Source organism: Ferrovibrio sp. (genome assembly GCF_002796975.1).
GTDB lineage: Bacteria > Pseudomonadota > Alphaproteobacteria > Ferrovibrionales > Ferrovibrionaceae > Ferrovibrio.
The window spans coordinates 33299-55125 of sequence record NZ_PEKV01000016.1 but is presented as its reverse complement, the minus strand read 5'-3'; the positions used below and the strand labels follow the sequence as shown (position 1 = coordinate 55125).

General features: G+C 63.1%; 19 protein-coding genes and 1 pseudogene. 15 read left to right on the top strand and 5 right to left on the bottom strand.

All coding sequences use genetic code 11. The annotated features are described in order from the left end of the window. Nucleotides 1–325 precede the first annotated feature (325 nt). On the bottom strand, nt 326–1723 hold the full coding sequence (locus CTR53_RS18055) for an ATP-binding protein (protein ID WP_290816755.1): 1398 nt from the start codon (nt 1721–1723) through the stop codon (nt 326–328). Next, on the bottom strand, nt 1720–2532 hold the full coding sequence (hutG, locus tag CTR53_RS18050) for an N-formylglutamate deformylase (protein WP_290816770.1): 813 nt from the start codon (nt 2530–2532) through the stop codon (nt 1720–1722). The genes CTR53_RS18055 and hutG overlap by 4 nt, the downstream gene beginning before the upstream one ends. Before the next feature lie 213 nt (nt 2533–2745). Here hutG and CTR53_RS18045 point away from each other — a divergent pair, with 213 nt between their 5' ends. The 3 genes from CTR53_RS18045 (at nt 2746) to soxZ (ending at nt 4355) form a co-directional block, all read left to right on the top strand. Then, the gene (locus CTR53_RS18045; RefSeq protein ID WP_290816752.1) at nt 2746–3390 is read left to right on the top strand and encodes a TerC family protein; all 645 of its coding nucleotides are present in this window, start codon (nt 2746–2748) and stop codon (nt 3388–3390) included. Between the two features lie 151 nt (nt 3391–3541). Then, nucleotides 3542–4009, top strand: a complete 468-nt coding sequence (locus tag CTR53_RS18040) for a thiosulfate oxidation carrier protein SoxY (RefSeq protein ID WP_290816749.1) — start codon at nt 3542–3544, stop codon at nt 4007–4009. A gap of 16 nt (nt 4010–4025) precedes the next feature. Further along, entirely contained in the window at nt 4026–4355 is a 330-nt protein-coding gene (gene soxZ, locus CTR53_RS18035) for a thiosulfate oxidation carrier complex protein SoxZ (RefSeq protein ID WP_290816746.1), read from the top strand. A 3-nt stretch (nt 4356–4358) separates the two neighbouring features. Here soxZ and CTR53_RS18030 read toward each other — a convergent pair whose 3' ends face one another. Both CTR53_RS18030 and hrpB read right to left on the bottom strand, forming a co-directional pair. Then, complete coding sequence (locus tag CTR53_RS18030) at nt 4359–5351, bottom strand: response regulator (RefSeq protein WP_290816743.1); 993 nt, start codon at nt 5349–5351, stop codon at nt 4359–4361. A 52-nt stretch (nt 5352–5403) separates the two neighbouring features. Beyond that, nucleotides 5404–7941: an ATP-dependent helicase HrpB gene (gene hrpB, locus CTR53_RS18025; protein ID WP_290816740.1), complete on the bottom strand. Its 2538-nt coding sequence runs from the start codon at nt 7939–7941 to the stop codon at nt 5404–5406. Nucleotides 7942–8058: 117 nt separating this feature from the next. Between hrpB and CTR53_RS18020 the strand changes: the two genes are divergently transcribed. From CTR53_RS18020 to CTR53_RS17995, 6 genes are all read left to right on the top strand, one after another. Continuing rightward, nucleotides 8059–8961 carry an EamA family transporter gene (locus CTR53_RS18020; RefSeq protein WP_290816737.1) on the top strand — a complete coding sequence of 301 codons (903 nt, stop codon included), beginning with the start codon at nt 8059–8061 and terminating at the stop codon, nt 8959–8961. A gap of 135 nt (nt 8962–9096) precedes the next feature. Beyond that, nucleotides 9097–9855 carry an ABC transporter ATP-binding protein gene (locus tag CTR53_RS18015; protein WP_367159000.1) on the top strand — a complete coding sequence of 253 codons (759 nt, stop codon included), beginning with the start codon at nt 9097–9099 and terminating at the stop codon, nt 9853–9855. Between the two features lie 64 nt (nt 9856–9919). After that, nucleotides 9920–10555 (top strand): ABC transporter ATP-binding protein, encoded by a 636-nt coding sequence (locus CTR53_RS18010; protein ID WP_290816767.1) that lies wholly within the window; start codon nt 9920–9922, stop codon nt 10553–10555. Nucleotides 10556–10582: 27 nt separating this feature from the next. Continuing rightward, complete coding sequence (locus CTR53_RS18005) at nt 10583–11794, top strand: ABC transporter substrate-binding protein (RefSeq protein ID WP_290816731.1); 1212 nt, start codon at nt 10583–10585, stop codon at nt 11792–11794. 73 nt (nt 11795–11867) lie between these two features. Beyond that, nucleotides 11868–12752, top strand: coding sequence for a branched-chain amino acid ABC transporter permease (locus CTR53_RS18000; RefSeq protein WP_367158998.1), 885 nt, complete (start codon nt 11868–11870; stop codon nt 12750–12752). 10 nt (nt 12753–12762) lie between these two features. Then, on the top strand, nt 12763–13740 hold the full coding sequence (locus tag CTR53_RS17995; protein ID WP_290816728.1) for a branched-chain amino acid ABC transporter permease: 978 nt from the start codon (nt 12763–12765) through the stop codon (nt 13738–13740). A 368-nt stretch (nt 13741–14108) separates the two neighbouring features. On the opposite strand, the gene rfbB is transcribed toward CTR53_RS17995, so the two are convergent. Further along, on the bottom strand, nt 14109–15155 hold the full coding sequence (gene rfbB / locus CTR53_RS17990) for a dTDP-glucose 4,6-dehydratase (protein WP_290816725.1): 1047 nt from the start codon (nt 15153–15155) through the stop codon (nt 14109–14111). A 158-nt stretch (nt 15156–15313) separates the two neighbouring features. On the opposite strand from rfbB, the gene uvrB reads away from it, so the two are divergent. The 6 genes and pseudogenes from uvrB (at nt 15314) to moaD (ending at nt 21814) form a co-directional block, all read left to right on the top strand. Further along, on the top strand, nt 15314–17545 hold the full coding sequence (uvrB, locus tag CTR53_RS17985) for an excinuclease ABC subunit UvrB (protein ID WP_367158997.1): 2232 nt from the start codon (nt 15314–15316) through the stop codon (nt 17543–17545). Then, on the top strand, nt 17545–18333 hold the full coding sequence (locus tag CTR53_RS17980) for an SDR family oxidoreductase (RefSeq protein ID WP_290816719.1): 789 nt from the start codon (nt 17545–17547) through the stop codon (nt 18331–18333). The genes uvrB and CTR53_RS17980 overlap by 1 nt, the downstream gene beginning before the upstream one ends. Before the next feature lies 1 nt (nt 18334). Then, a complete protein-coding gene (folB, locus tag CTR53_RS17975) occupies nt 18335–18763 on the top strand; it encodes a dihydroneopterin aldolase (protein ID WP_290816717.1) in 429 nt (142 codons plus the stop codon). Nucleotides 18764–19078: 315 nt separating this feature from the next. Beyond that, nucleotides 19079–20950: pseudogene (gene uvrC, locus CTR53_RS17970) on the top strand (excinuclease ABC subunit UvrC); the annotation flags it as partial. A gap of 27 nt (nt 20951–20977) precedes the next feature. Beyond that, nucleotides 20978–21562, top strand: coding sequence for a CDP-diacylglycerol--glycerol-3-phosphate 3-phosphatidyltransferase (pgsA, locus tag CTR53_RS17965; protein ID WP_290816761.1), 585 nt, complete (start codon nt 20978–20980; stop codon nt 21560–21562). Beyond that, nucleotides 21563–21814, top strand: a complete 252-nt coding sequence (gene moaD, locus CTR53_RS17960) for a molybdopterin converting factor subunit 1 (RefSeq protein WP_290816715.1) — start codon at nt 21563–21565, stop codon at nt 21812–21814. It begins immediately after the preceding gene. Nucleotides 21815–21827 lie beyond the last annotated feature (13 nt).

The following is a 21827-nucleotide window of genomic DNA, read 5'->3' as shown; positions in this document are numbered from 1 at the left end:
GACCCTTAGTTTGCAGGAATATGACACTTGCGAGAATCGCCACAGTGAAGCTTTGTCACACTGTGATCGAAAGAAAATATCCGAAAAGAAAATAGTAATAATTATTCCACTGCTCTATAAATTCTATAGAAATAAATATGAATATAATTGGGATATTTATTACATTCTCAGATTATACCAATCATTAATACTTCAATTCTCATGTATATATTTCTCTATAAATACTTAAATCCGATTTATATTTAGAAATTGATACCCGGACCTTATCAGCATTTGTAGAGGGCGAACTTTTTCTCCCTCCTATTTCTCACGGAATTCCGCCTGCCTATCGGGACAGATCTGCCCCGGGCATCCGGACCATGAATTCGCTGCCTTTTCCCATCTCGGATTCGATGACAAGCCGACCGCGGTGGCGCTTGATAATGTGCTTCACAATCGCAAGGCCAAGTCCCGTTCCGCCGAGATCGCGGCTGCGCGCCGAGTCGACGCGGTAGAATCGCTCGGTGAGGCGCGGCAGGTGTTCGCGGGGGATGCCGTCGCCATGGTCGCGGATGCCGACTTCGATCCAGCCGCCATCCCGTTCGCCCAGCCGGACTTCAACCTGCGTCTCCGCCCGGCCATATTTGATCGCGTTGTCGATCAGGTTCTGGAACACCTGCATCAGTTCGTCGCGTGCGCCCGCCACCGGCGCCACGGCGTCGTTCAGATCCAGCCTGATCTGCATCTGCTTGGCTTTGGCCTGCGGTTCCAGTGCCGCGGCTACGTCGCGCAGCAGCGGGGCCAGCGCCAGCACCTCGGACGGCTGGTCATGCTCGCGCATCTCGATCTGCGACAGCGACAGCAGATCCTGGATCAGGCGCGACATGCGACCGGCCTGGTCGCGCATGATCCCGAGGAAACGGATGCGGGCCGGCTCGTCGTCCTTGGCCGGGCCGAGCAGCGTCTCGATGAAACCGACCAGAGACGCCAGCGGCGTGCGCAATTCGTGGCTGGCATTGGCGACGAAATCGGCGCGCATTTTCTCGGCCTTGCGCAGCGAGGTGAGATCGTGCAGCGCCAGCACCGCCGCGGTGTCTTCGCGCGCCGCCGGCAGGGCCACGACGCGGACCGAGAAGCTGCGGCCGTCCGGCACCGGCAGATTCAGGTCTGCCGCCGCCATACCGGTCTCGCCGCTCAGCACGCTGTCGGCGGCATCCAGCACGGTCGGATGGCGCAGCGCCACGGTCAGGTCGTTGCCGACGATGTCGTTGCCGAAAAATTTGCGCGCGGCGAAATTGGCTCGTGCAATCGTACGCTGGCCATCCAGCAGCAGAACCGGATCGGGCAGCGCATTCAGGATTGCATCTGCCGTGGTGGTCTGCAGCGCCACCTGGCCTTTTTCATCCAGCAACGTCTGACGCAGGCGCTCCATCGTGACGCCGAGTTCGCCGATCATGGTGAGCGCATCCCAGTCGCTGCCGGTGGTGCGCTGCCCCATGCCGGCGATCTCGTCGGTGCTGCGCAGCACGCGCCAGGCCGCCAGGGTGTGCCAGGCGGAAAACAGCGCGATGATGCCGAGGATCGGCAGCGCGATCGCCCAGGCCGCCCGTGTCGATACAGCGTCGCTCATCCAGGCGATGCCGATCACGCCGGCCAGCGGCATGCCGAGAATCAGCGTCAGCGCCAGCCAGCGCATCACCGGATAGCGCATGGTCCGCAGCGTGCCGGCCGGCTGATCGCTCATGGCCCGTTCGTCCGGGCCGGAGTCCAGTGCAGCAACGTCTCCACCAGCTGCCGCAGCACCGCGGTCAGCGGCGCCGCCCGTTGCGCATCCCAGTGTTCGAGATTGCGCTCGTCCATATAACAGCTTTGTGCGATCTCCAGTTGCAGGCCATGTACGCGTTCGGCAGGGCGGCCGTAATGCCGTGTGATATAGCCGCCCTTGAAGCGGCCATTATGAATACTCGTGAAGCCGCGCGCGCCACTGAGCACGCCATAGGCTGCGGCAGCCAGTCCCGGATCGCAGCTGCGGCCTTCATCGGTGCCGAGATTGAGGTCGGGCAGCCTGCCCTCGAAAAAGCGCGGCGCCTCGCTGATGATGCTGTGGCCGTCGAGCAGGATGGCATAGCCATGGCGGCTGCGGATCGCATCGAGTTCAGCCGCCAGCCGGGCATGATATGGCCGCCAGTAGGCATCGGCACGGCGGGCCACTTCGGCGGCATCCGGCGCCGCGCCCTCGCGATACAGCGGTTCGCCATCGAAGCCGCGCGTAGGACAGAGTTCGGTATTGTCGGCGCCGGGATAGAGCGGCTTGCCGTCCGGATCGCGATTCAGGTCGACAACATAGCGCGAATGAGTCGCCGCCATCAGGCCGACACCAAGTGCGGGCGCGAAGCCATACAGCTTCTCCACATGCCAGTCGGTATCGGCCAGGCGAGCTGCTGACGGTGTCAGGCGGCCGGCCAGACCGGGATTCAGGCCGAGACCGGCATGAGGAATGTTCACCAGCAGCGGACTGCTACCGGAAACCAATGTAAACAAAGCTGAATCCATGGTCATGGCCAACGATACTGGAAAGGGATGACGGATAGGTAACAAAGCCGCCGGCAGCCGCCAAGCCATGCCGCACTGCGTATAAAAAAATCATAACTAATAAAATTTACATAAACAAATAAGCGCACCAGATACCGCATATCTGTGTTTGCCCCTAGAGTGCGCGCCCCGAAACGCCGTGATCTTTATTCTCCGTCTATAAGGTTCGTTGCAATGGATTTTTCTCTGTTCGGCTTCTCGCTGTCCGCTGCCGAAGTCAGTGCTTTCTTCCAGGTCATCATGATCAACATCGTGTTGTCGGGCGACAATGCGATCGTCATCGGCCTCGCCGTTGCCGGCCTGGCACCCGAGCAGCGTAACAAGGGCATCTTCTGGGGCATTATCGGCGCCACCGTGCTGCGCCTCGCCTTCACCGCCGTGGCGGTCGAACTGATGGCAATCATCGGCCTGATCCTGCTCGGCGGCCTGCTGCTGCTCTGGGTCGCCTTCAAGATGTTCAAGGAACTGCGCGCCCATAACGCCGAGGGCGGCGGCGAAGGCAAGGAGGCGCCGAAGTCGATGCGCGATGCGATCCTGCAGATCGTCATCGCCGATGTCTCGATGTCGCTCGACAACGTGTTGGCGGTCGCGGGTGCCGCGCGCCAGTATCCCTATATCCTCGCCTTCGGCCTGGTCCTGTCGATCGCGCTGACCGCCGTCGCCTCCAAGGCGATTGCCGGCCTGCTCGACAGGTACCGCATCCTTGGCTATATCGGCGTCGCCATCATCGTCTATGTCGGCATCGAGATGGTCTATGACGGCGGCTTCCAGGTGCTGGCCGCGACCGGCCTGGACGAGACGCTGCATATCCACCACTGATCGCGCCCTGCACGCGCAGGCGAACGGCCCGGAGCGATCCGGGCCGTTTTTTATGCCTGCAGAGAACGAGAAATCCGTTAGCGCCGCCCCGGCAATGGACTTTCCCTCCCGCAGCCGGCAGGCTTGCCGCCGGAGCATGAAAGACACTGCCATGAGCGAACCTCTTCACCTGGCCAGGCGTGAGCACGGCCTGAGCCGCCGCCAGGCCGTCGCTGCCATCGGTACCGCCTGCATATTCGCGCCTGCTGCCGCCGAAGCCACACCCGACACCGCGCGCAGGCTGCTCAGCGAGCTCGTCAAGGTCGCGCCCAAAGCCGGCAAGGTGCGGATCGACATTCCCGAGATCGCGGAGAATGGCAACAGCGTGCCGATCGCCGTTGCGGTCGACAGCCCGATGACCCCGACCGACCACGTGCGGGCCATCCATATCATCTCCGAGCGTAATCCCCTGCCCGGCGTTGCCAGCTTCCTGCTCGGCCCCGACAACGGCAAGGCGGAAGTGCATCTGCGCATGCGCCTGGCGGAATCGCAGACCGTGATCGCGGTGGCCGAACTGAGCGACGGCTCGGCCTGGGTGGCGACCCGCGAGGTCAAGGTCACCATCGGCGGCTGCAACTGAGCGCGGAGCAGATGGCATGAGTACAGACATCAGGCCGCGCATCCGGATACCCCAGGGCATCCAGCGTGGCGACGTGATCGAAATCAAGACGATGATCTCGCATCCGATGGAATCGGGCCAGCGCAAGGATGATGGCGGCAGAATCATCCCGCGCATGATCGTCAACCGGATGACGGTGACGCTGAATGGCAGGCAGGTCTTCGAGGCCCGGCTGGAACCGGCAGTCTCCGCCAATCCGTATGTGTCGTTTTTCCTGAAATGCACCCAGAGCGGCCGCCTGGACTTCACCTGGACCGACGACAATGGCGGCCTCTACAAGGCCAGCCGCGACCTGACGGTCGCCTGACGATCAGGCCTGCGGCAACTGTCCGGCTTCCTGCGCTGCCCGGCGCGCCTGGAAGCGGTCGATCGCAAGGGCGACTTCGCCGGCCAGGGCGGCGGTATCCCGGTCGGGATTGAAGAACGCCAGCACCGCATCGCCCAGGGTTTTCAGCAGATCGAAGGATTTCTGCCAGTCCTGGGTGAAGACGAAATCCTCACCGCGCTCATACATCTGTCGCGCCGGAATCAGCAGCCGCTCGCAGAGCTGGCCGACATGCGCCAGATCGGTATCGACGATGCGCTGCCTGATATCCTCAGTGGATGCGATCAGGTCGCGCAGCATGGTCAGCGTATGAGCATCCGGCATCGTCTGCGCCTTGTAGAGCGGCACGATCTGCGCGGCAACGAAAGCGATCCGGAAGGCCGAGGCCTGCAAACGCTGGCGATTGACCTGTTCGTTCATGGCCATCACGGCCTGCTGCAGCATGCGGGCGTCGAAACCCTCGCCGGTCAGCTTGGCACGCATCGGATTGGGCACGTCGAACAGCGGCACATTGCTTTCGCGCCGTGCTTCGACGCGGCGGCGATCCGGCCCGATGTAATCGGATGTCACCACGAAGGGCTTGCGGTTCATGGCGACCGCTTCCAGCCGGTCGAGCAAGGACTTGGTCGACAGCGGCTTGACCAGCAGGTCGTCCGGTCCTGAATCGGCCAGCCGCCGCACCACCGAACGTTCGGCCTCCCAGGTGGTGAGGATCACCGGCAGATAGGGATTGATGCCGAGCCGTCCATGCCGCAGGCCGGAAACGAGCTGCGCGACATCGCCGCCCGGCAGACCGATATCCATCAGGATCAGGTCGGGCTGCGCGACGGCGACAAGATCGATGAAGCCTTCAAGCGTGTCGAATTCGCGCAGGTTGTTGAAACCCGCGCCGATCATGGCCTGCCGATACAATGCACGCGACCCGTGGGCGGGATCGCCGTACAAGATACGCACTTCCTGACGACGGCCGATCTGCATACTCGATCCTACGGAGCGCGCCTGCGCACAATCAAGCACCAGAACGATTTGATCATCGCATCCGTGGTTTTGCCCGCGCTGTCGGCGTCGCGGCAAGCGGATTTTCCGGCCAGTCGTGTTTCGGGTATTGTCCCCGCATCTCTGCCCGCACTGCGCGATAGCTCGTTTGCCAGAAACCGGCGAGATCGCTAGTCACTTGCAACGGCCGGCGGGCCGGCGAGAGCAGATGTAGCACCAGTTTCACGCGACCGCCCGCAATGGCCGGGGTATCGGCATAACCGAACATCTCCTGCAGCCGCACCGGCAGCACCGGCACCTCGCCCCGCACATAGTCGAGCGGAATGCTGGAACCCGACGGCACCTGCCAATGTGTCGGCGCTTCGGCCTCCAGCCGCTTCTGCTGCGCGTAGTCGAGCTGATGGGTCAGCGCCGCATGCAGATCGATACCGGATAACTGCGAAAGTTTTGCGACACCGTCGAGGTACGGACCAAGCCAGTCTGCAAGCCGCGCGATCAAGGCGGCATCGCTCATATCGGGCCAGTCGGTGGCCTCGGAGAGATGCTGGCGCAGCAGGGCCACGCGGGCCTGCCATTGCCGCAGGCCGGGTGTCCAGGGCAACACGTCGAGGCCGCGTTTGGCGATGGCCTCAAGCAATGCTTCGCGAATGGCTTCGACGGGCGGATTGGGCAGCGGTTTTTCGCGCAACACCAGAGCGCCCAGCCGGCGCTGCCGCCGCGCCAGCACGGCGCCGCTGCGGTCATCCCATTCAACGGCATCGCGCGCGGCAATTGCCGCACCGAACTGGGCTTCGATGGTCGCCTCGTCGATCGGCGCGGCCAGAAAGACGCGCGCATCGGCCTGCGCGCCATCCACTTCGGCCACTGCCAGATACTCCTCGCGGCTAAGCGCATCGAGTGGATCGAGCCTGGCGCCGCGGCCGTTGCTGAGCAGGAAGCTGCCGCCACCACCGCGCTTTTTCGCGACCCGGTCGGGATAGGCGAGCGCCACCAGCAGACCGGCATCGTCGACCGGACCCTGATGCGGCGCGGCGCCGATCTGCCGCCGCCAGTCGCGCGCCAGCTGGCGGATCTGCCGCACGGCATTCATATCGACCTGCAAGCCATGCGGGGCGCTATGGCGCTCGGATTCTCCGGCGACGATTTCCAGCCGCCAGCGCAGATCGGCATCGCGGATCGCCCCTTGTGCGGTACTGCGCGGCACGCGCGCGATGTCGCGCTCACCCAGCAACGCCGCCAGCGCGCAGGCCAGGCCGCCCAGATCCTGGGCATGACCGCGGATCACCATATGCGCCAGCCGCGGATGCAGCGGCAACTCCGCCATTGCCTTGCCATGCGGCGTGATCACGCCCGCCTCATCGACCGCCTCCAACTCGCGCAGCAGATCCTGTGCATAGGCCATCGCGCCATCCGGCGGCGGATCGAGCCAGGGCAAGGCTTTGGCGTCACGCACGCCCCAGGCGGCAAGGTCGAGCGCCAGCGGCGTCAGGTCGGTGACGGCGATTTCCGGCGCGGTGAATTTCGTCAGTCCGCCATGCGCGGCTTCGGCCCAGAGCCGATAGCAGATACCGGGGCCGAGACGCCCCGCACGGCCGCGGCGCTGGTCGGCCGAGGCCTGACTGACGCGGATGGTTTCCAGCTTTGCCATGCCGGTGCTGGGCGAGAAGCGCGGCTGGCGCATATAGCCGCTGTCGACCACCACGCGCACGCCCTCGATGGTGAGCGAGCTCTCGGCAATCGACGTGGACAGCACGATCTTGCGGCGGCCGGGCGGGCTGGGTTGCAGCGCCTGGTCCTGTTGCGGACCGGGCAGATCGCCGTAGAGCGGCAGCACGCTGACATTCGGCGCGAGCCTTGCCTCGGCCAGCAGGCGCTCGACATGCCGGATCTCGGCCACACCCGGCAGGAAGACCAGCAGATCGCCCTCGGTTTCCGGCAACGCGTCCTGAATCTGCTCCGCCACTGCAGCATCGAGCCGGGCCTGCGGCGAGACCGGGCGCCAGTGGGTTTCGACCGGGTAGCTTTGACCGGCGCCGGTCGTCACCGGACAGTTGCCCATCAGCGCCGCAAATGGCGCGGCATCCAGCGTGGCCGACATGGCGATCAGCCGCAGATCGGGCCGCAGCGCGGCCTGCGCTTCCAGGCAGAGCGCCAGGCTGGCGTCGGAATCGAGGCCGCGTTCATGGCATTCGTCGAACAGCACCGCGCTGACGCCCTGCAGTTCGGGATCGCGCTGCAACCGGCGCAGGAACACACCATCGGTATTGAGTTCGATACGGGTCTTCGGGCCAACTTTGGTGTCGAGCCGGACGCGATAGCCGACCGTTTCGCCGACGGCCTCGCCCAGCAGATCGGCCATGCGCCTGGCTGCCATGCGAGCCGCCAGCCGGCGCGGTTCCAGCACGATGATGCGACCGGCACCAGCCCAGGCTTCATCGAGCAGGGAGAGCGGCAGCAGCGTTGTCTTGCCCGACCCCGGCGGCGCCTGCACGACGAGATTGCTGGTCCGTGAAAGGTTCGCGCGAACCTCGGCCAGAATCTCCTGGATGGGCAGCGCATGAGAGAGTTGCAATTTTTGCAATGTTCCTGTGCCCGGCAAACTGGAATGGTACGATTTTAGCGAAACACTGGTCCGATGTCCGAAATCCCCGCTGCTGGTTCCGTCTCAGCTCCCCCCAAGGCGATGCTGATGATGGCGGGTTCAGCCCTCTGTTTCTGCGTCATGCATGCCTTGGTCGCCAAAGCCTCGCAAGAGGTGCCGCCGATCGAAGTGGCGTTTTTCCGCAATCTCTTTGGCTTCCTCGTGTTGCTGCCGGCAATCGTCCGCAGCCGCTTCGTCGCCTTCAAAACCACCAAGCTGCATTTGCATGCGCTGCGCGGCGCGCTGAACAGTACATCGATGATGATGTTCTTCACGGCGCTGGCGATCACGCCGCTGGCCGAGGCGACGGCCCTTTCCTATACCGCGCCGCTGTTCATGACGATCGGCGCGGTGCTGGTGCTGCACGAGAGGATTCATGTTCGCCGTATGGTCGCTCTGGCGATCGGATTCCTGGGCGCACTCGTGGTGCTGCGTCCTGGCATGGTGCCGATCGGGCTTGGTCCGATGCTGGTGATCGGCTCAACCGTGCTCTGGGCCGGCTCGATGCTCGACATCAAGATTCTGGCGCGCACCGATTCCAGCCTGACCATCGCCACCTACATGGTGGTCTTCCTGATGCCGATCACGCTGGTCGCCGCCCTGTTCGTCTGGCAGTGGCCGACCTGGGAGCAGCTCGGCATCATGTTCCTGATCGGTGCCTGCGGCTCGGCCGGCCATATGCTGTTCACCGAGGCTTTCCGCCACGGCGACACCACGGCGCTGATGCCGCTGGATTTCACCAAGCTGATCTGGGCCTCGATCATCGGCTTTTTGTTTTTCGGCCAGATGCCCGATATGTGGACCTGGATCGGCGGCACCGTCATCTTCGCCAGCGCCACCTACCTGTCCTATCGCGAGCATCAGATTGCCCGTCGGGCCAGAATAGCAACCCAGACGGCAGGCAGTCCGGCGTCGCCGGATACCGTCGCAACCGAACTGCCCCGTAGTTAGGCAAAATCTACTTAAACCTGTCGCAACACATTGTAGGTCTAGGGCTATTTACAAGCCCACCCGAATCCCGTTTGATTTGCACCGCGTCCAGAACATCGGGCGTCAGGGAGCAAAAATTAACGAGCGTTCGGGAAAATAATGGCCGACGACTATATTCTCACGACCGAAGGTCTGACCAAGGAATTCGCCGGCTTCATTGCGGTGAAGGACGTCAATCTGAATGTCCGGCGCCACACGATCCATGCACTGATTGGTCCCAATGGTGCAGGCAAGACCACCTGCTTCAACCTGCTGACCAAATTCCTCAGCCCGAGCCGCGGCAAGATCACCTATAACGGCCGCGACATCACCAGCCAGAAGCCGGCCGATATCGCGCGCAGCGGCATGGTGCGCTCTTTCCAGATTTCTGCGGTTTTCCCGCATCTGTCGCTGCTGGAAAACGTGCGCGTGGCGCTGCAGCGCCCGCTGGGCACCAGCTTCCATTTCTGGCGCCCGGAAACCAGCCTGAATGTGCTGAACGAGCGCGCCGAGGAACTGCTGAAAGCGGTTGGCCTGATCGAATACCGCAAGCATACCGCGGTGGAGTTGCCATACGGGCGCAAACGCGCCCTGGAAATCGCCACCACGCTGGCGCTCGAGCCGGAAATGATGCTGCTGGACGAGCCGATGGCCGGTATGGGCCATGAGGATATCGACAAGATTTCCGACCTGATCAAAACAGTGGCGAAGAACCGCACCGTACTGATGGTCGAGCATAATCTGAGCGTCGTCGCCAAATTGTCCGATACGATCACCGTGCTGCGCCGTGGCGAAATCCTCGCCGAGGGCAACTACGAGACGGTGTCGAAGAATCCGGAAGTGATTGAAGCTTATATGGGGACCGGCCATGCATAATGGTACTGAGTTGGCCGTTTCTGATCTGAATGCCTGGTATGGCGAGAGCCATATCCTGCACGGCATGCAGTTCGACGTGAAAAAGGGTGAGGTCGTCACCCTGCTCGGCCGCAATGGCGCCGGCAAGACCACCACCATGAAAGCGGTCATGGGCATGATCCCGAACCGCAAGGGGTCGGTGAAATTCGGCAGCGATGAACTGATTCAGCTGCCGTCGAACAAGATCGCCAAGATGGGGCTGGCCTTCTGCCCCGAAGAGCGCGGCATCTTTTCCAGCTTGAACGTCTACGAGAACCTGACGCTGCCGCCGGTGGTGAAGGGCGGCGGCATGAGCCTGGAAGAGATCTACCAGATCTTCCCGAACCTGAAGGAACGCCTCAAAAGCCAGGGCACCAAGCTGTCTGGCGGCGAGCAGCAGATGCTGGCGATCGGCCGCATCCTGCGCACCGGCGCGACACTCCTGTTGCTGGATGAGCCGACCGAAGGCCTGGCGCCTGTGATCGTGCAGCAGATCGGTGCGATGATCCGGCTGCTCAAGGAAAAGGGCTATACGATCCTGCTGGTCGAACAGAATTTCCGCTTCGCCAGCACCGTGGCCGACCGTCACTACATCGTCGAGCATGGCAAGGTGGTCGACATGATCGCCAATGACCAGATCGCAACAAGCACAAAGAAGCTCGAGACATATCTCGGCGTTTAACAGGCAGGTTCAACCAAGGAGGGAACGATGCGTTTGAACACTCTGGCCGTCTCGACGGCCGTATTGCTCGCGGCGGGTAGCGCCCACGCGCAGTACACCAATGGCACGATCAAGATCGGCGTCATGAACGACCAGTCCGGCCTGTATGCCGACGTGTCCGGTCCGGGCGGCACCTGGGCTGCCAAGAAGGCGGTCGAGGATTACGGCGCCGCCAAGAAGGGCCTGAAGGTGGAAGTCGTTTTCGCCGACCACCAGAACAAGCCGGACGTCGGCTCGAACATCGCCCGCCAGTGGTATGACGTCGATGGCGTCGATGTCATCGTTGACGTGCCGACCTCGTCGGTCGCGCTCGCCATCACCCAGATCGCCAAGGAAAAGAACAAGGTGTTCCTCGGCTCCGGTCCGGCCAGCTCGGACCTGACCGGCAAGGCCTGCAACGCCAACTTCATCCACTGGACTTACGACACCTGGGCGCTGGCCAACGGCACCGGCAAGGCCATCGTGCAGACCGGCGGCAAGAGCTGGTACTTCCTGACCGCCGACTATGCCTTCGGCCATGCGCTGGAGAAGGATACCGGCGACGTCGTGAAGAAGAATGGCGGCACGGTGGTCGGCGCCGTCCGTCACCCGCTGTCGACCAACGACTTCTCGTCCTTCCTGCTGCAGGCGCAGTCCTCGAAGGCGCAGATCGTCGGTCTCGCCAATGCCGGCGGCGACACCATCAACTCGATCAAGCAGGCGGCTGAATTCGGCATCGTCGAAGGCGGTCAGAAGCTTGCGGGCATGCTGATGTTCATCACCGACGTTCATGCGCTGGGCCTCAAGACCGCCCAGGGCCTGAACTTCACCACCGCCTGGTACTGGGACATGAACGACGCGAACCGCGCCTTCGCCAAGGAGTTTGCGGCTGCCAATGGCGGCAAGCATCCGACCATGGTGCAGGCCGGCATCTACTCGTCGGTCATCCATTACTTGAAGGCCGTGGAAGCCATGAAGTCTGACGCCGATGGCGCCAAGGTCGTGGCCAAGATGAAGAGCATGCCGACCGAAGACAAGCTGTTCGGCAAGGGCACCATCCGCGAGGACGGCCGCCACATGCACGACATGTACCTGGTCGAGGTGAAGAAGCCGGCTGAGTCCAAGAAGCCGTGGGATTACGTCACCGTCAAGAAGACCATCCCGGCTGCCGAAGCCTTCCGTCCGCTCAAGGACGGCGGCTGCGAGCTGGTGAAGAGCTAATCGGCTCCTGAGCTGAGGTGCCGGCCGGGCAACCGGCCGGCACCATTTCGATTTACTTCCGGGGGATTATCGCATGTTGTTTGAGTTAATCGGCATTCCGCCGCAGGCATTGTTCGGCCAGCTGCTGCTGGGGCTGATCAATGGTGCCTTCTATGCGATGATGAGTCTCGGCCTGGCCGTGATCTTCGGCCTGCTCAACGTCATCAATTTCACTCATGGCGCCCAGTATATGATGGGTGCCTTCGCTGCCTGGATGCTGCTTGAATGGGCCGGCATTCCCTACTGGGGGGCGCTGGTGCTGGCGCCGATCATCGTGGGCGTCACCGGCATCGTGATGGAGAAGCTGCTGCTCAAGCGCCTCTATCACCTCGACCACCTCTACGGCCTGCTGCTCACCTTCGGCCTGGCGCTGATGATCGAGGGTTTCTTCCGCAAGCAGTTCGGCTCCTCGGGCCTGCCCTATTCCAATCCGCTGCCGGGCGGCACGCGCCTCAGCTTCATGTTCCTGCCCAATTACCGTGCCTGGATTGTGGTCGCCTCGCTGGTGATCTGCTTCGGCACCTGGTTCATGATCGAGCGCACCAAACTGGGCTCCTACCTGCGCGCCGCCACCGAACGCCCCGATCTGGTGCAGGCCTTCGGCATCAACGTGCCGCGCATGATCACGCTGACCTACGGCTTCGGCGTCGGCCTCGCTGCGCTGGCCGGCGTGCTGGCCGCGCCCGCCTATAACGTCAGCCCGCTGATGGGCTCCAACCTGATCATCATCGTGTTCGCCGTGGTGGTGATCGGCGGTATGGGCTCGATCCTTGGCGCAATCATCACCGGCTTCGGGCTCGGCATCATCGAAGGCCTGACCAAGGTCTTCTATCCGGAAGCCTCCAACACCGTGATCTTCATCGTCATGGCCATTGTGCTGATGGTGAAGCCTGCCGGTCTGTTCGGCACGCCCAAGTAAGGACAAGGCCATGAGCACTGCCGTTACTGCCACTGTCACATCGAAATCCGCTGGCGCTAAAAACCGCGAACTGATCGCGTTTGCCGTGTTGATCGGCATCGGCCTGGTGGCGCCGATTGCGATCTACCCGGTCTTCCTGATGAAGGTGCTGTGCTTCGCACTCTTCGCCTGCGCCTTCAACCTGCTGATCGGCTATGTCGGTCTGCTGTCCTTCGGCCATGCCATGTTCTTCGGCCTGGCCGCCTATGTCGGCGGCTACTCGGTCAAGGCCTGGGGCTTCTCGCCCGAACTCGGCATCCTGTACGGCACCGCCTGCGGCGCCGTGCTCGGCCTCGTTACCGGCCTGCTGGCCATCCGCCGCCAGGGTATCTACTTCGCCATGGTCACGCTGGCGCTGTCGCAGATGGTGTTCTTCTACTGCCTGCAGGCCAAATTCACCGGCGGCGAGGACGGCATCCAGGCCATCCCGCGCGGCCATTTCCTCGGCCTGATCAACATCCAGGACGACCTGACCTTCTACTATGTCGTGCTGGCGATCTTTGCCGGTGCCTTCCTGCTGATCTGGCGCACCGTGAACTCGCCCTTCGGCCAGGTGCTGAAGGCGATCCGCGAGAACGAGCCGCGCGCCATCTCGCTCGGCTACCGCGTCGATCATTACAAGCTGATGGCCTTCGTGCTGTCGGCCGCGCTGGCCGGCCTCGCCGGTGCCACCAAGGCGCTGGTCTTCCAGCTGGCCTCACTGACCGACGTGACCTGGCAGATGTCGGGCGAAGTCGTGCTGATGACGCTGGTCGGTGGCATGGGGACGATCTTCGGCCCGGTCGTCGGCGCTGCGGTGATTATCACCATGCAGAACTATCTCGCCGGCTTCGGCGAATGGGTGCTGGTGATTCAGGGCTTCATCTTTGTCGTGGTGGTGATGGCCTTCCGCAAAGGCATCGTCGGCGAAATCCAGGACTGGTGGACAAAGCGCGCCAACAAGGCCTGAGCCACCCCAACCGCGCTCCTGACGCAGACGGCCCGCTTCGGCGGGCCGTTTTCGTTTCCAGGTTCGATCCGACGGAGTCTCCAGCATGACCTTGAAATCTGCTGGCTTAAATGATATTATTCCTATTAAGAGAACATTTGTTCGCATACCCAGCCATGCACGGAGACAATCTCATGGCTGGAAATGCCTCGCTGTTGGACATCGTGGATCAGAAAATCAACGACTTGGTACGCAATGCCAAGGGCTTATGCGGGATGAAACAGGACGAAACTGGCCGGAGCTGGCTCTAACAGGCGCTAACTGGCTCAAACAGGCCGGAATAGGCTCCCAACGGGACGAAACTGGCCTCGAAATGGGACGTAACGGGCTTAGCCAAGACCGATGCGGCCCCGGTCGTAGGCCTGCGTGGCGCGGCGGCACCAGGCCGAATTGTCGAGATACCACTGCAGCGTCGCCTGAAGGCCGGCCTCCAGCGTATGCGCCGGCTTCCAGCCCAACTCGCGTTCGGCCTTGGACGGGTCGATGGCGTAGCGGGCGTCATGGCCCGGCCGGTCGGTGACGAAGGCGATCTGGGTCGCATAGCTCCTGCCGTCCTGCCGCGGCACCAGACCGTCCAGCGCGGCGCAAAGCTTGTGCACCAGGTCGATGTTGCGCTGTTCGCCGCGCGAGCCGATCAGATAGGTCTCGCCGGCCCGGCCCTTTTCCATCGCCATCTGCAGGGCGGCGGCATGATCCTCGACATGGATCCAGTCGCGCACCTGTTCGCCCTTGCCGTAGATCGGCAGGGTCTTGCCCTCCAGCGCATTCAGCACGGTGAGCGGGATCAGCTTTTCCGGAAACTGGTAGGGGCCATAGTTGTTGCCGCAGTTGGTGACCATCACCGGCAGGCCGTAGGTGCGGCCGAAGGCGCGCGCCAGATGGTCGGACGAGGCCTTGCTGGCGGCATAGGGCGAATTCGGTTTGTAGGAGCTGTTCTCGTCGAAGAACCCGGTCGCGCCGAGTTCGCCGTAGACTTCGTCGGTCGAGACCTGCAGATGGCGGAACTGGGTCTTCGCGGTGGCGTCCAGACCGCGCCAGTGATCCAGCGCCGCCTCCAGCAGCACCAGGCTGCCGTTCACATTGGTCTCGATGAACGGCGCCGGGCTGTCGATCGAGCGGTCGACATGGCTTTCTGCCGCCAGGTGATAGACCGCCTGCGGCTGCACCTCGGCATAGATGCGCTTGATGGCTGCGCGGTCGCAGATGTCCACCTGCTCGAAACTGTGCAGTTCGGGATGCGGCAGCTTCGCAATATTGTCCGGGTTGCCGGCATAGGTCAGCTTGTCGATGGTGACGACCCGGCGCTTCTGCGCATTGAGCCGGCGGACCAGGGCAGAGCCGATGAAGCCGGCGCCGCCGGTAACGATAACGGTCATGGATGAAATCTCCTCGGGCCCTTGTATACCCGAGGGCCAAACGGCCCGGAAGGTCTTGCCAGACTGTGGCAGCAGCAGGGCATCCGATGGGTTTCAGCGCCGATTCCCGGCCCCTCGGCGCCTTGGCGACAGGCGCATCCCGCCCCATATTGGCAGCCATGAGCCAGCCCCCCGTCATTCAGAGCATGGAACGCCAGATCGAGGATCCGGACCGTTTCGCCGATGCGAATTTCCCGGATTTCGTGCCGCACCGCCCGCCGCGCCCCGACAAGAGCGAGGGCGGTATCGCCTATGACCTGCAGGCCCCCTATGTCCCCAAGGGCGACCAGCCGACCGCCATCGCCGAACTGACCGAAGGCGTGATGAACCAGGAGCGCGATCAGGTGCTGCTCGGGGTCACCGGTTCGGGCAAGACCTTCACCATGGCGCAGATCATCGCCAGGTCGAAACGCCCGGCCCTGATCCTGGCGCCGAACAAAACGCTGGCAGCGCAGCTTTATGGAGAAATGAAGTCCTTCTTCCCCAACAACGCGGTGGAATACTTCGTCTCGTATTACGACTACTACCAGCCCGAAGCCTATGTGCCGCGCAGCGACACCTACATCGAGAAAGACTCGTCGGTGAACGAGCAGATCGACCGCATGCGCCATTCGGCGACGCGCGCGTTGCTCGAACGCGACGACGTGATCATCGTCGCCTCGGTGTCCTGCATCTACGGTATCGGCTCGGTCGAAACCTATTCGGAAATGACGCTGAGCCTGAAGGCCGGCGACCGCATCGACCGCGACACGCTGCTGCGCCGGCTGGTGGAACTGCAATACCGCCGCAATGACACGGCCTTCGCACGCGGCGCCTTCCGCGTGCGCGGCGATGGCGTGGAAATCTTCCCCTCGCATATGGAAGACCGCGCCTGGCGCCTGTCGCTGTTCGGCGACGAGCTGGAAAGCATCGTCGAATTCGATCCGCTGACCGGCCACAAGACCGACACTGTCGAAGCTGTGAAGCTGTATGCCAACAGCCACTATGTGACGCCGAAGCCGACGCTGAACCAGGCCATCGAGCAGATCAAGGTCGACCTGCGGCTGCGGCTCGACCAGCTGATGAAGATGGGCCGGCTGGTGGAAGCCCAGCGGCTGGAGCAGCGCACCAGCTTCGACCTCGAGATGATGGTGGCGACCGGCGCCTGCGCCGGCATCGAGAATTATTCCCGCTATCTCACCGGTCGCGGGCCCGGCGCACCGCCGCCGACCCTGTTCGAATACCTGCCCGACAACGCGCTGCTGTTCGTCGATGAAAGCCATGTCACGGTGCCGCAGATCGGCGGCATGTTCCGCGGCGACTTCCGGCGCAAGGCCACGCTGGCCGAATACGGCTTCCGCCTGCCGTCCTGCATCGACAACCGGCCGCTGCGTTTCAAGGAATGGGAGCAGCTGCGGCCGCAGAGCGTGTTCGTCTCGGCCACACCGGGCAAATGGGAAATGGAACGCACCGGCGGCGTCTTCTCCGAGCAGGTGATCCGCCCGACCGGCCTGATCGATCCCGTGACCGAAATCCGCCCGGTCGAGCATCAGGTCGACGATCTGCTGGCCGAATGCAAGGAGATGGTAAAAAAGGGCCATCGCGTGCTGGTCACCACCCTGACCAAGCGCATGGCGGAAGACCTCACCGAATACATGACCGAAGTCGGCCTCAAGGTGCGCTACCTGCATTCCGACATCGAAACGCTGGAGCGTATCGAAATTCTGCGCGACCTGCGGTTGGGCGTGTTCGACATCCTGATCGGCATCAACCTGCTGCGCGAGGGCCTGGATATTCCCGAATGTGCACTGGTGGCGATCCTGGATGCCGACAAGGAGGGCTTCCTGCGCTCGGAAACCTCGCTGATCCAGACCATCGGTCGCGCTGCGCGTAACGTCGAGGGCCGCGCCATCCTCTATGCCGACAAGATCACCAACAGCATGCAGCGCGCGCTGGATGAGACTGCGCGCCGCCGCACCAAGCAGCAGGCCTATAACGAAGAGAATGGCATCACGCCGGAAAGCGTGAAGAAGCAGATCGGCGATATCCTGCAGTCGGTGTATGAGCAGGATCACTTCACCGTCGATGCCGGTGCCGCCAGCGGCGGCCATCTGGTCGGCAACAACCTGAAGGCACACCTCGATGACCTTGAGAAGCGCATGCAGGACGCGGCCGGCAATCTCGAATTCGAGGAAGCTGCCCGTCTGCGCGACGAGATCAAGCGGCTGGAGATGAACGAGCTGGAAATCAGTATCCAGAATCGCAAGCCGGCCGGCTTCTCGGAAGATGCCGCCACGGTGCCGCGTCCGGCCGGGCGCTCCACTGCCGGTCGCGCTGGATCGCGCCGCGCCTATCGTGGAAGCAAACGCTGATGACCGTTTCTGCTCAGGCTCCGACTGCCCTGGTCACCGGCGCCGGCCGCCGCATCGGCCGCGCCATCGCGCTGCACCTCGCCGGCCGCGGCTATCGCGTCGCCGTGCATTGCAACCGCTCGCGCGACGAGGCTGACGCTGTGGTGCGCGAAATTACCCAGGCAGGCGGCCATGCGGCCATCGTGCAGGCCGATCTGGCCGATCATGCCGCCGTCAGCGGGCTGGTGGCGCAGGCCTCCAGCGCGCTCGGGCCGTTGTCACTGCTGGTAAACAGCGCCTCGCTGTTCGATTACGACCATATCGAGACCGCCACCGAGGAGAGCTGGGAACGCCATCTCGACACCAACCTGAAAGCGCCCTTCTTCCTGAGCCAGGCTTTCGCCGCGCAGCTGCCTGACGGTACGCCCGGCAATATCATCAACATGGTCGACATGCGGGTCTGGCGCCTGACGCCGCATTTCGCCTCCTACACAGTCTCCAAGGCCGGGTTGTGGACCCTGACCCAGACGCTGGCCATGGCGCTGGCGCCCCGGATCCGGGTCAATGCCATCGGGCCGGGCCCGGTGCTGCCCAGCCCGCACCAGACCGAGGAGCAGTTCCGCAAGCAGTGGGACAGCACGCCGCTGAAGCGCGGGGCGGAGCCGGGCGAGATTGCCGCAGCCATCGGTTTCCTGCTTGACGCTCCGGCCGTGACGGGCCAGATGATCGCCCTGGACGGCGGCCAGCATCTGCCTTGGCAGCAGCCCGGCGGACCCCTGCCCGCCGCCCGGATAGCGCTGGAGGACTGACATGACAATCCATGATCGCGCCCGCGCCGCCTGGGCCGAAATCCCGGTTCCCGCAATTGCCGAGGCCAGCCAGCCGGCCCGGCGGGTCTTCGTGCGCGACCTGCTGCTGGACGCCCTGATCGGCGTCTATGCCGGTGAAGACGACAAGCCGCAGAAAATCCTGATCAATCTGGATCTCTGGGTGGCCGAGACGCCGGGTGCGCCGCCGCGCTCCTATGGCGAGGTGGTCTGCTACGACAACCTGGTGCAGCGGACCAAGGCGTTGCTGGCCGAAGGTCATGTCGGCCTCGTGGAGACGCTGGCCGAAAAGCTGGCCGGCCTGTGCCTGAGCGATCCGCGCGTATTGCGCGCCCGCGTGCGGGTGGAAAAGCCGGATGCGATTGCCGAAGCCGCCGGCGTGGGCGTCGAAATCGAACGCCGCCGGGGCTGACGCCTCGCCCCTCGGGGCGATCGAACTAGCGCTTGACTTTGCAGGCTGTTTCCTGTTGCCGCCGAGGTTGTACACAGGGTCAACAGCCGAGTCGGAGCGACTCGCAGCACCGGATTGATAATGCACTGCTCTGTGGATAACCCGACTTTCCCTTTATCTGTCAGTTCATTACCCAAAACCGCCGCGCACTACGCAGAGGTGTATTGATTTTCGGCCCGCTACAACGCGGCGATTCAGCCAATGTTTCCCCACACAGTTATCCACAGCCTTGGGATGCTTTTGTCAACACCGTGCAATCATTAGGTTTTTGTCAGTATGGTGATGCGTATGAGTGAAGACCCCACCGTCGAGCCACAGACAGGGCTGCTGCCTGCTGAAATTGGCGCGGCGGTGATCCAGCGTCATCTTGCGACGCTGCCGATGGGGCCCGGCGTGTATCGCATGCTCGATGCGCGCGGCGACGTCCTCTACATCGGCAAGGCCCGGTCGCTGCGCAAGCGCGTCACCTCCTACACAAAGTTGCAGGGTCTGACGGTCCGCATCCAGCGCATGGTGCGGCAGGTCTGTGCGGTCGAAGTCACCACCACCCATACCGAGGCGGAAGCGCTGCTGCTGGAAGCCAACCTGGTCAAGCAGGTGCAGCCACCCTTCAACGTGCTGCTGAAGGACGACAAATCCTTCCCCTATATCCTGGTGGCACACGACCATCCCTATCCGGCGATCACCAAGCATCGCGGCGCACGCGACGTCCCGGGCGATTATTTCGGCCCCTTCGCCTCCACCGGCGCCGTGCATGTGACCTTGAACGCCATGTCGCGGGCATTCCCGTTGCGCAGCTGCAGCGACAGCGAATTTGCCGGGCGCAGCCGGCCCTGTCTGCAATACCAGATCAAGCGCTGCACCGCCCCCTGCGTCGGCCGTATCAGCGAACCCGACTACTTGAAGGTGGTGGACGAGGCGAAAGGCTTCCTGTCGGGCAAGAACCGCCAGGTACTGGATATCTGGCAGGGTCGCATGCAAGCCGCTGCTGACGAGCGGGACTACGAAACCGCCGCCGAACTGCGCGACCGCATCCGTGCGCTGGCGCATATCACCCAGAAGCAGGACATCAACATCACCGACATCGAGAATGCCGATGTCATCGCCGTACATGCCGAGGGCGGACTGGTCTGCATCCAGATATTCTTCTTCCGCGCCGGGCAGAATTTCGGCAACCGTTCGTATTTCCCCGCCCATACCCGCGATGTCGAGATCAGCGAGGTGCTGGATGCCTTCATCGGGCAATTTTATGCCCAGCGCGAGGCACCGCGCCTGATCCTACTGAGCGACCCGGTTGAGAATAGCGATCTGATCGAGGAAGCGCTGGGCAAGAACAGCGGTCACAGGGTGGAACTGCATGTGCCGCAGCGCGGCACCAAGCGCGATCTTGTCGACTATGCGGTGACCAACGCGCGCGACGCCCTGCGCCGCCGGCTGGCCGAGGCCGCATCGCAACAGCAGCTTCTGCAGGGCGTGGCCGACCTGTTCGGCCTCGATGCGCCACCGCAGCGGATCGAGGTTTACGACAACAGCCACATCATGGGGCGTCACGCAGTGGGCGGCATGATCGTTGCCGGGCCGGAAGGCCTGCGCAAGAACGCCTATCGCAAATTCAACATCAAGGGCGAGGATATCGAGCCCGGCGACGACTACGGCATGATGCGCGAGGTGCTGACCCGCCGCTTCCAGCGCCTGCTGAAAGAGGATGCCGAAGACGAGAATGCCGCCGACTGGCCCGATCTGCTGCTGATCGACGGCGGCAAGGGTCAGCTCGCGGCCGTCATGCAGGTGATGCAGGAACTAGGCGTCGAGGATGTGCCGGTGGTCGGCATCGCCAAGGGACCGGAACGCAATGCCGGACGCGAGCAGTTCTTCCTGCCCGGCCGCGAGCCCTTCATGCTGGAACCGCGCCACCCTGTGTTGTTTTTCCTACAACGGCTGCGCGACGAAGCACACCGCTTTGCCATCGGCACGCACCGTACCAAGCGTGCCAAGGACCAGATCCGCTCGCCGCTCGACGAGATCGCGGGAATCGGGGCGGCCCGCAAGAAGGCTCTGCTGCTGCATTTCGGCTCGGCCAAGGCGGTGTCGCGTGCCGGCCTGACCGATCTGGAAGCCGTGCCCGGCATCAGCGAAGCTGTNNCCCGTCCAGCCTCATGCGATAGCTTCTCCATCATGCTGAACAGCCTACCGAACATCCTGACCGTATCGCGCATCCTGGCGATTCCGGCCATTTGCGCGGCGTTCTTCCTGCCGGGCATCTGGAGTGCCTGGGTCCCGCTCGGCCTCTTCGTCGCTGCCGGTATCACAGACTGGTTCGATGGTTATCTGGCGCGTAAGTGGGGCCAGATGTCCGACCTCGGCCGCTTCCTCGATCCGGTCGCCGACAAGCTTCTGGTGGCGGCCGTCATCCTCATGCTGATTGCCTTCGAGCGCATCGACCGCATCACCTGCCTTGCCGCTGTGGTGATCATGTGCCGTGAAATCACCGTGACCGGCTTGCGTGAATTCCTCGCCGAGCTGCGCGTGAAGGTGCCGGTCTCGAAACTCGCCAAGTGGAAGACCACGATGCAACTGATCGCGCTCGGCATCCTCATCGTCGGCGACTATGGCCCGGCCTTCCTGCATACCCGCCTGCTCGGCGAGATCGGCCTGTGGATTGCCGCCGTGCTGACGCTCTATACCGGCTGGGACTACCTGCAGACCGGCCTGCGCCATATGGCGGCCGACAATCGCACTCCGTCCAAGGGAGGGGACTGAATGCGCGTATTGTATTTCGCCCTGCTGCGCGAAAGAGTCGGCATGGCAGAGGAAACCGTGTCGCCGCCGACGGAGGTCCGCACGGTGGCCGATCTGGTCGTCTGGCTGCGCGGTCGCAGCGAACAGCACGAGGCGGCGCTGGCGAATGCGGCCATGGTTCGCGTCGCCGTGAACCAGGATTATGCCCAGCCGAGCGATGCCGTGCGGCCGGGCGACGAGATCGCTTTTTTCCCGCCGGTCACCGGCGGCTGATGCGCGGAAGCGT

Coding starts and splice junctions, on each gene's coding strand:
- CTR53_RS18055 (WP_290816755.1), bottom strand. CDS start 1,723: ATGAGCGATCAGCCGGCCGGCACGCTGCGGACCATGCGCTATCCGGTG.
- hutG (WP_290816770.1), bottom strand. CDS start 2,532: ATGGATTCAGCTTTGTTTACATTGGTTTCCGGTAGCAGTCCGCTGCTG.
- CTR53_RS18045 (WP_290816752.1), top strand. CDS start 2,746: ATGGATTTTTCTCTGTTCGGCTTCTCGCTGTCCGCTGCCGAAGTCAGT.
- CTR53_RS18040 (WP_290816749.1), top strand. CDS start 3,542: ATGAGCGAACCTCTTCACCTGGCCAGGCGTGAGCACGGCCTGAGCCGC.
- soxZ (WP_290816746.1), top strand. CDS start 4,026: ATGAGTACAGACATCAGGCCGCGCATCCGGATACCCCAGGGCATCCAG.
- CTR53_RS18030 (WP_290816743.1), bottom strand. CDS start 5,351: ATGCAGATCGGCCGTCGTCAGGAAGTGCGTATCTTGTACGGCGATCCC.
- CTR53_RS18020 (WP_290816737.1), top strand. CDS start 8,059: ATGATGGCGGGTTCAGCCCTCTGTTTCTGCGTCATGCATGCCTTGGTC.
- CTR53_RS18010 (WP_290816767.1), top strand. CDS start 9,920: ATGCAGTTCGACGTGAAAAAGGGTGAGGTCGTCACCCTGCTCGGCCGC.
- CTR53_RS18005 (WP_290816731.1), top strand. CDS start 10,583: ATGCGTTTGAACACTCTGGCCGTCTCGACGGCCGTATTGCTCGCGGCG.
- CTR53_RS18000 (WP_367158998.1), top strand. CDS start 11,868: ATGTTGTTTGAGTTAATCGGCATTCCGCCGCAGGCATTGTTCGGCCAG.
- CTR53_RS17995 (WP_290816728.1), top strand. CDS start 12,763: ATGAGCACTGCCGTTACTGCCACTGTCACATCGAAATCCGCTGGCGCT.
- rfbB (WP_290816725.1), bottom strand. CDS start 15,155: ATGACCGTTATCGTTACCGGCGGCGCCGGCTTCATCGGCTCTGCCCTG.
- uvrB (WP_367158997.1), top strand. CDS start 15,314: ATGAGCCAGCCCCCCGTCATTCAGAGCATGGAACGCCAGATCGAGGAT.
- CTR53_RS17980 (WP_290816719.1), top strand. CDS start 17,545: ATGACCGTTTCTGCTCAGGCTCCGACTGCCCTGGTCACCGGCGCCGGC.
- folB (WP_290816717.1), top strand. CDS start 18,335: ATGACAATCCATGATCGCGCCCGCGCCGCCTGGGCCGAAATCCCGGTT.
- pgsA (WP_290816761.1), top strand. CDS start 20,978: ATGCTGAACAGCCTACCGAACATCCTGACCGTATCGCGCATCCTGGCG.
- moaD (WP_290816715.1), top strand. CDS start 21,563: ATGCGCGTATTGTATTTCGCCCTGCTGCGCGAAAGAGTCGGCATGGCA.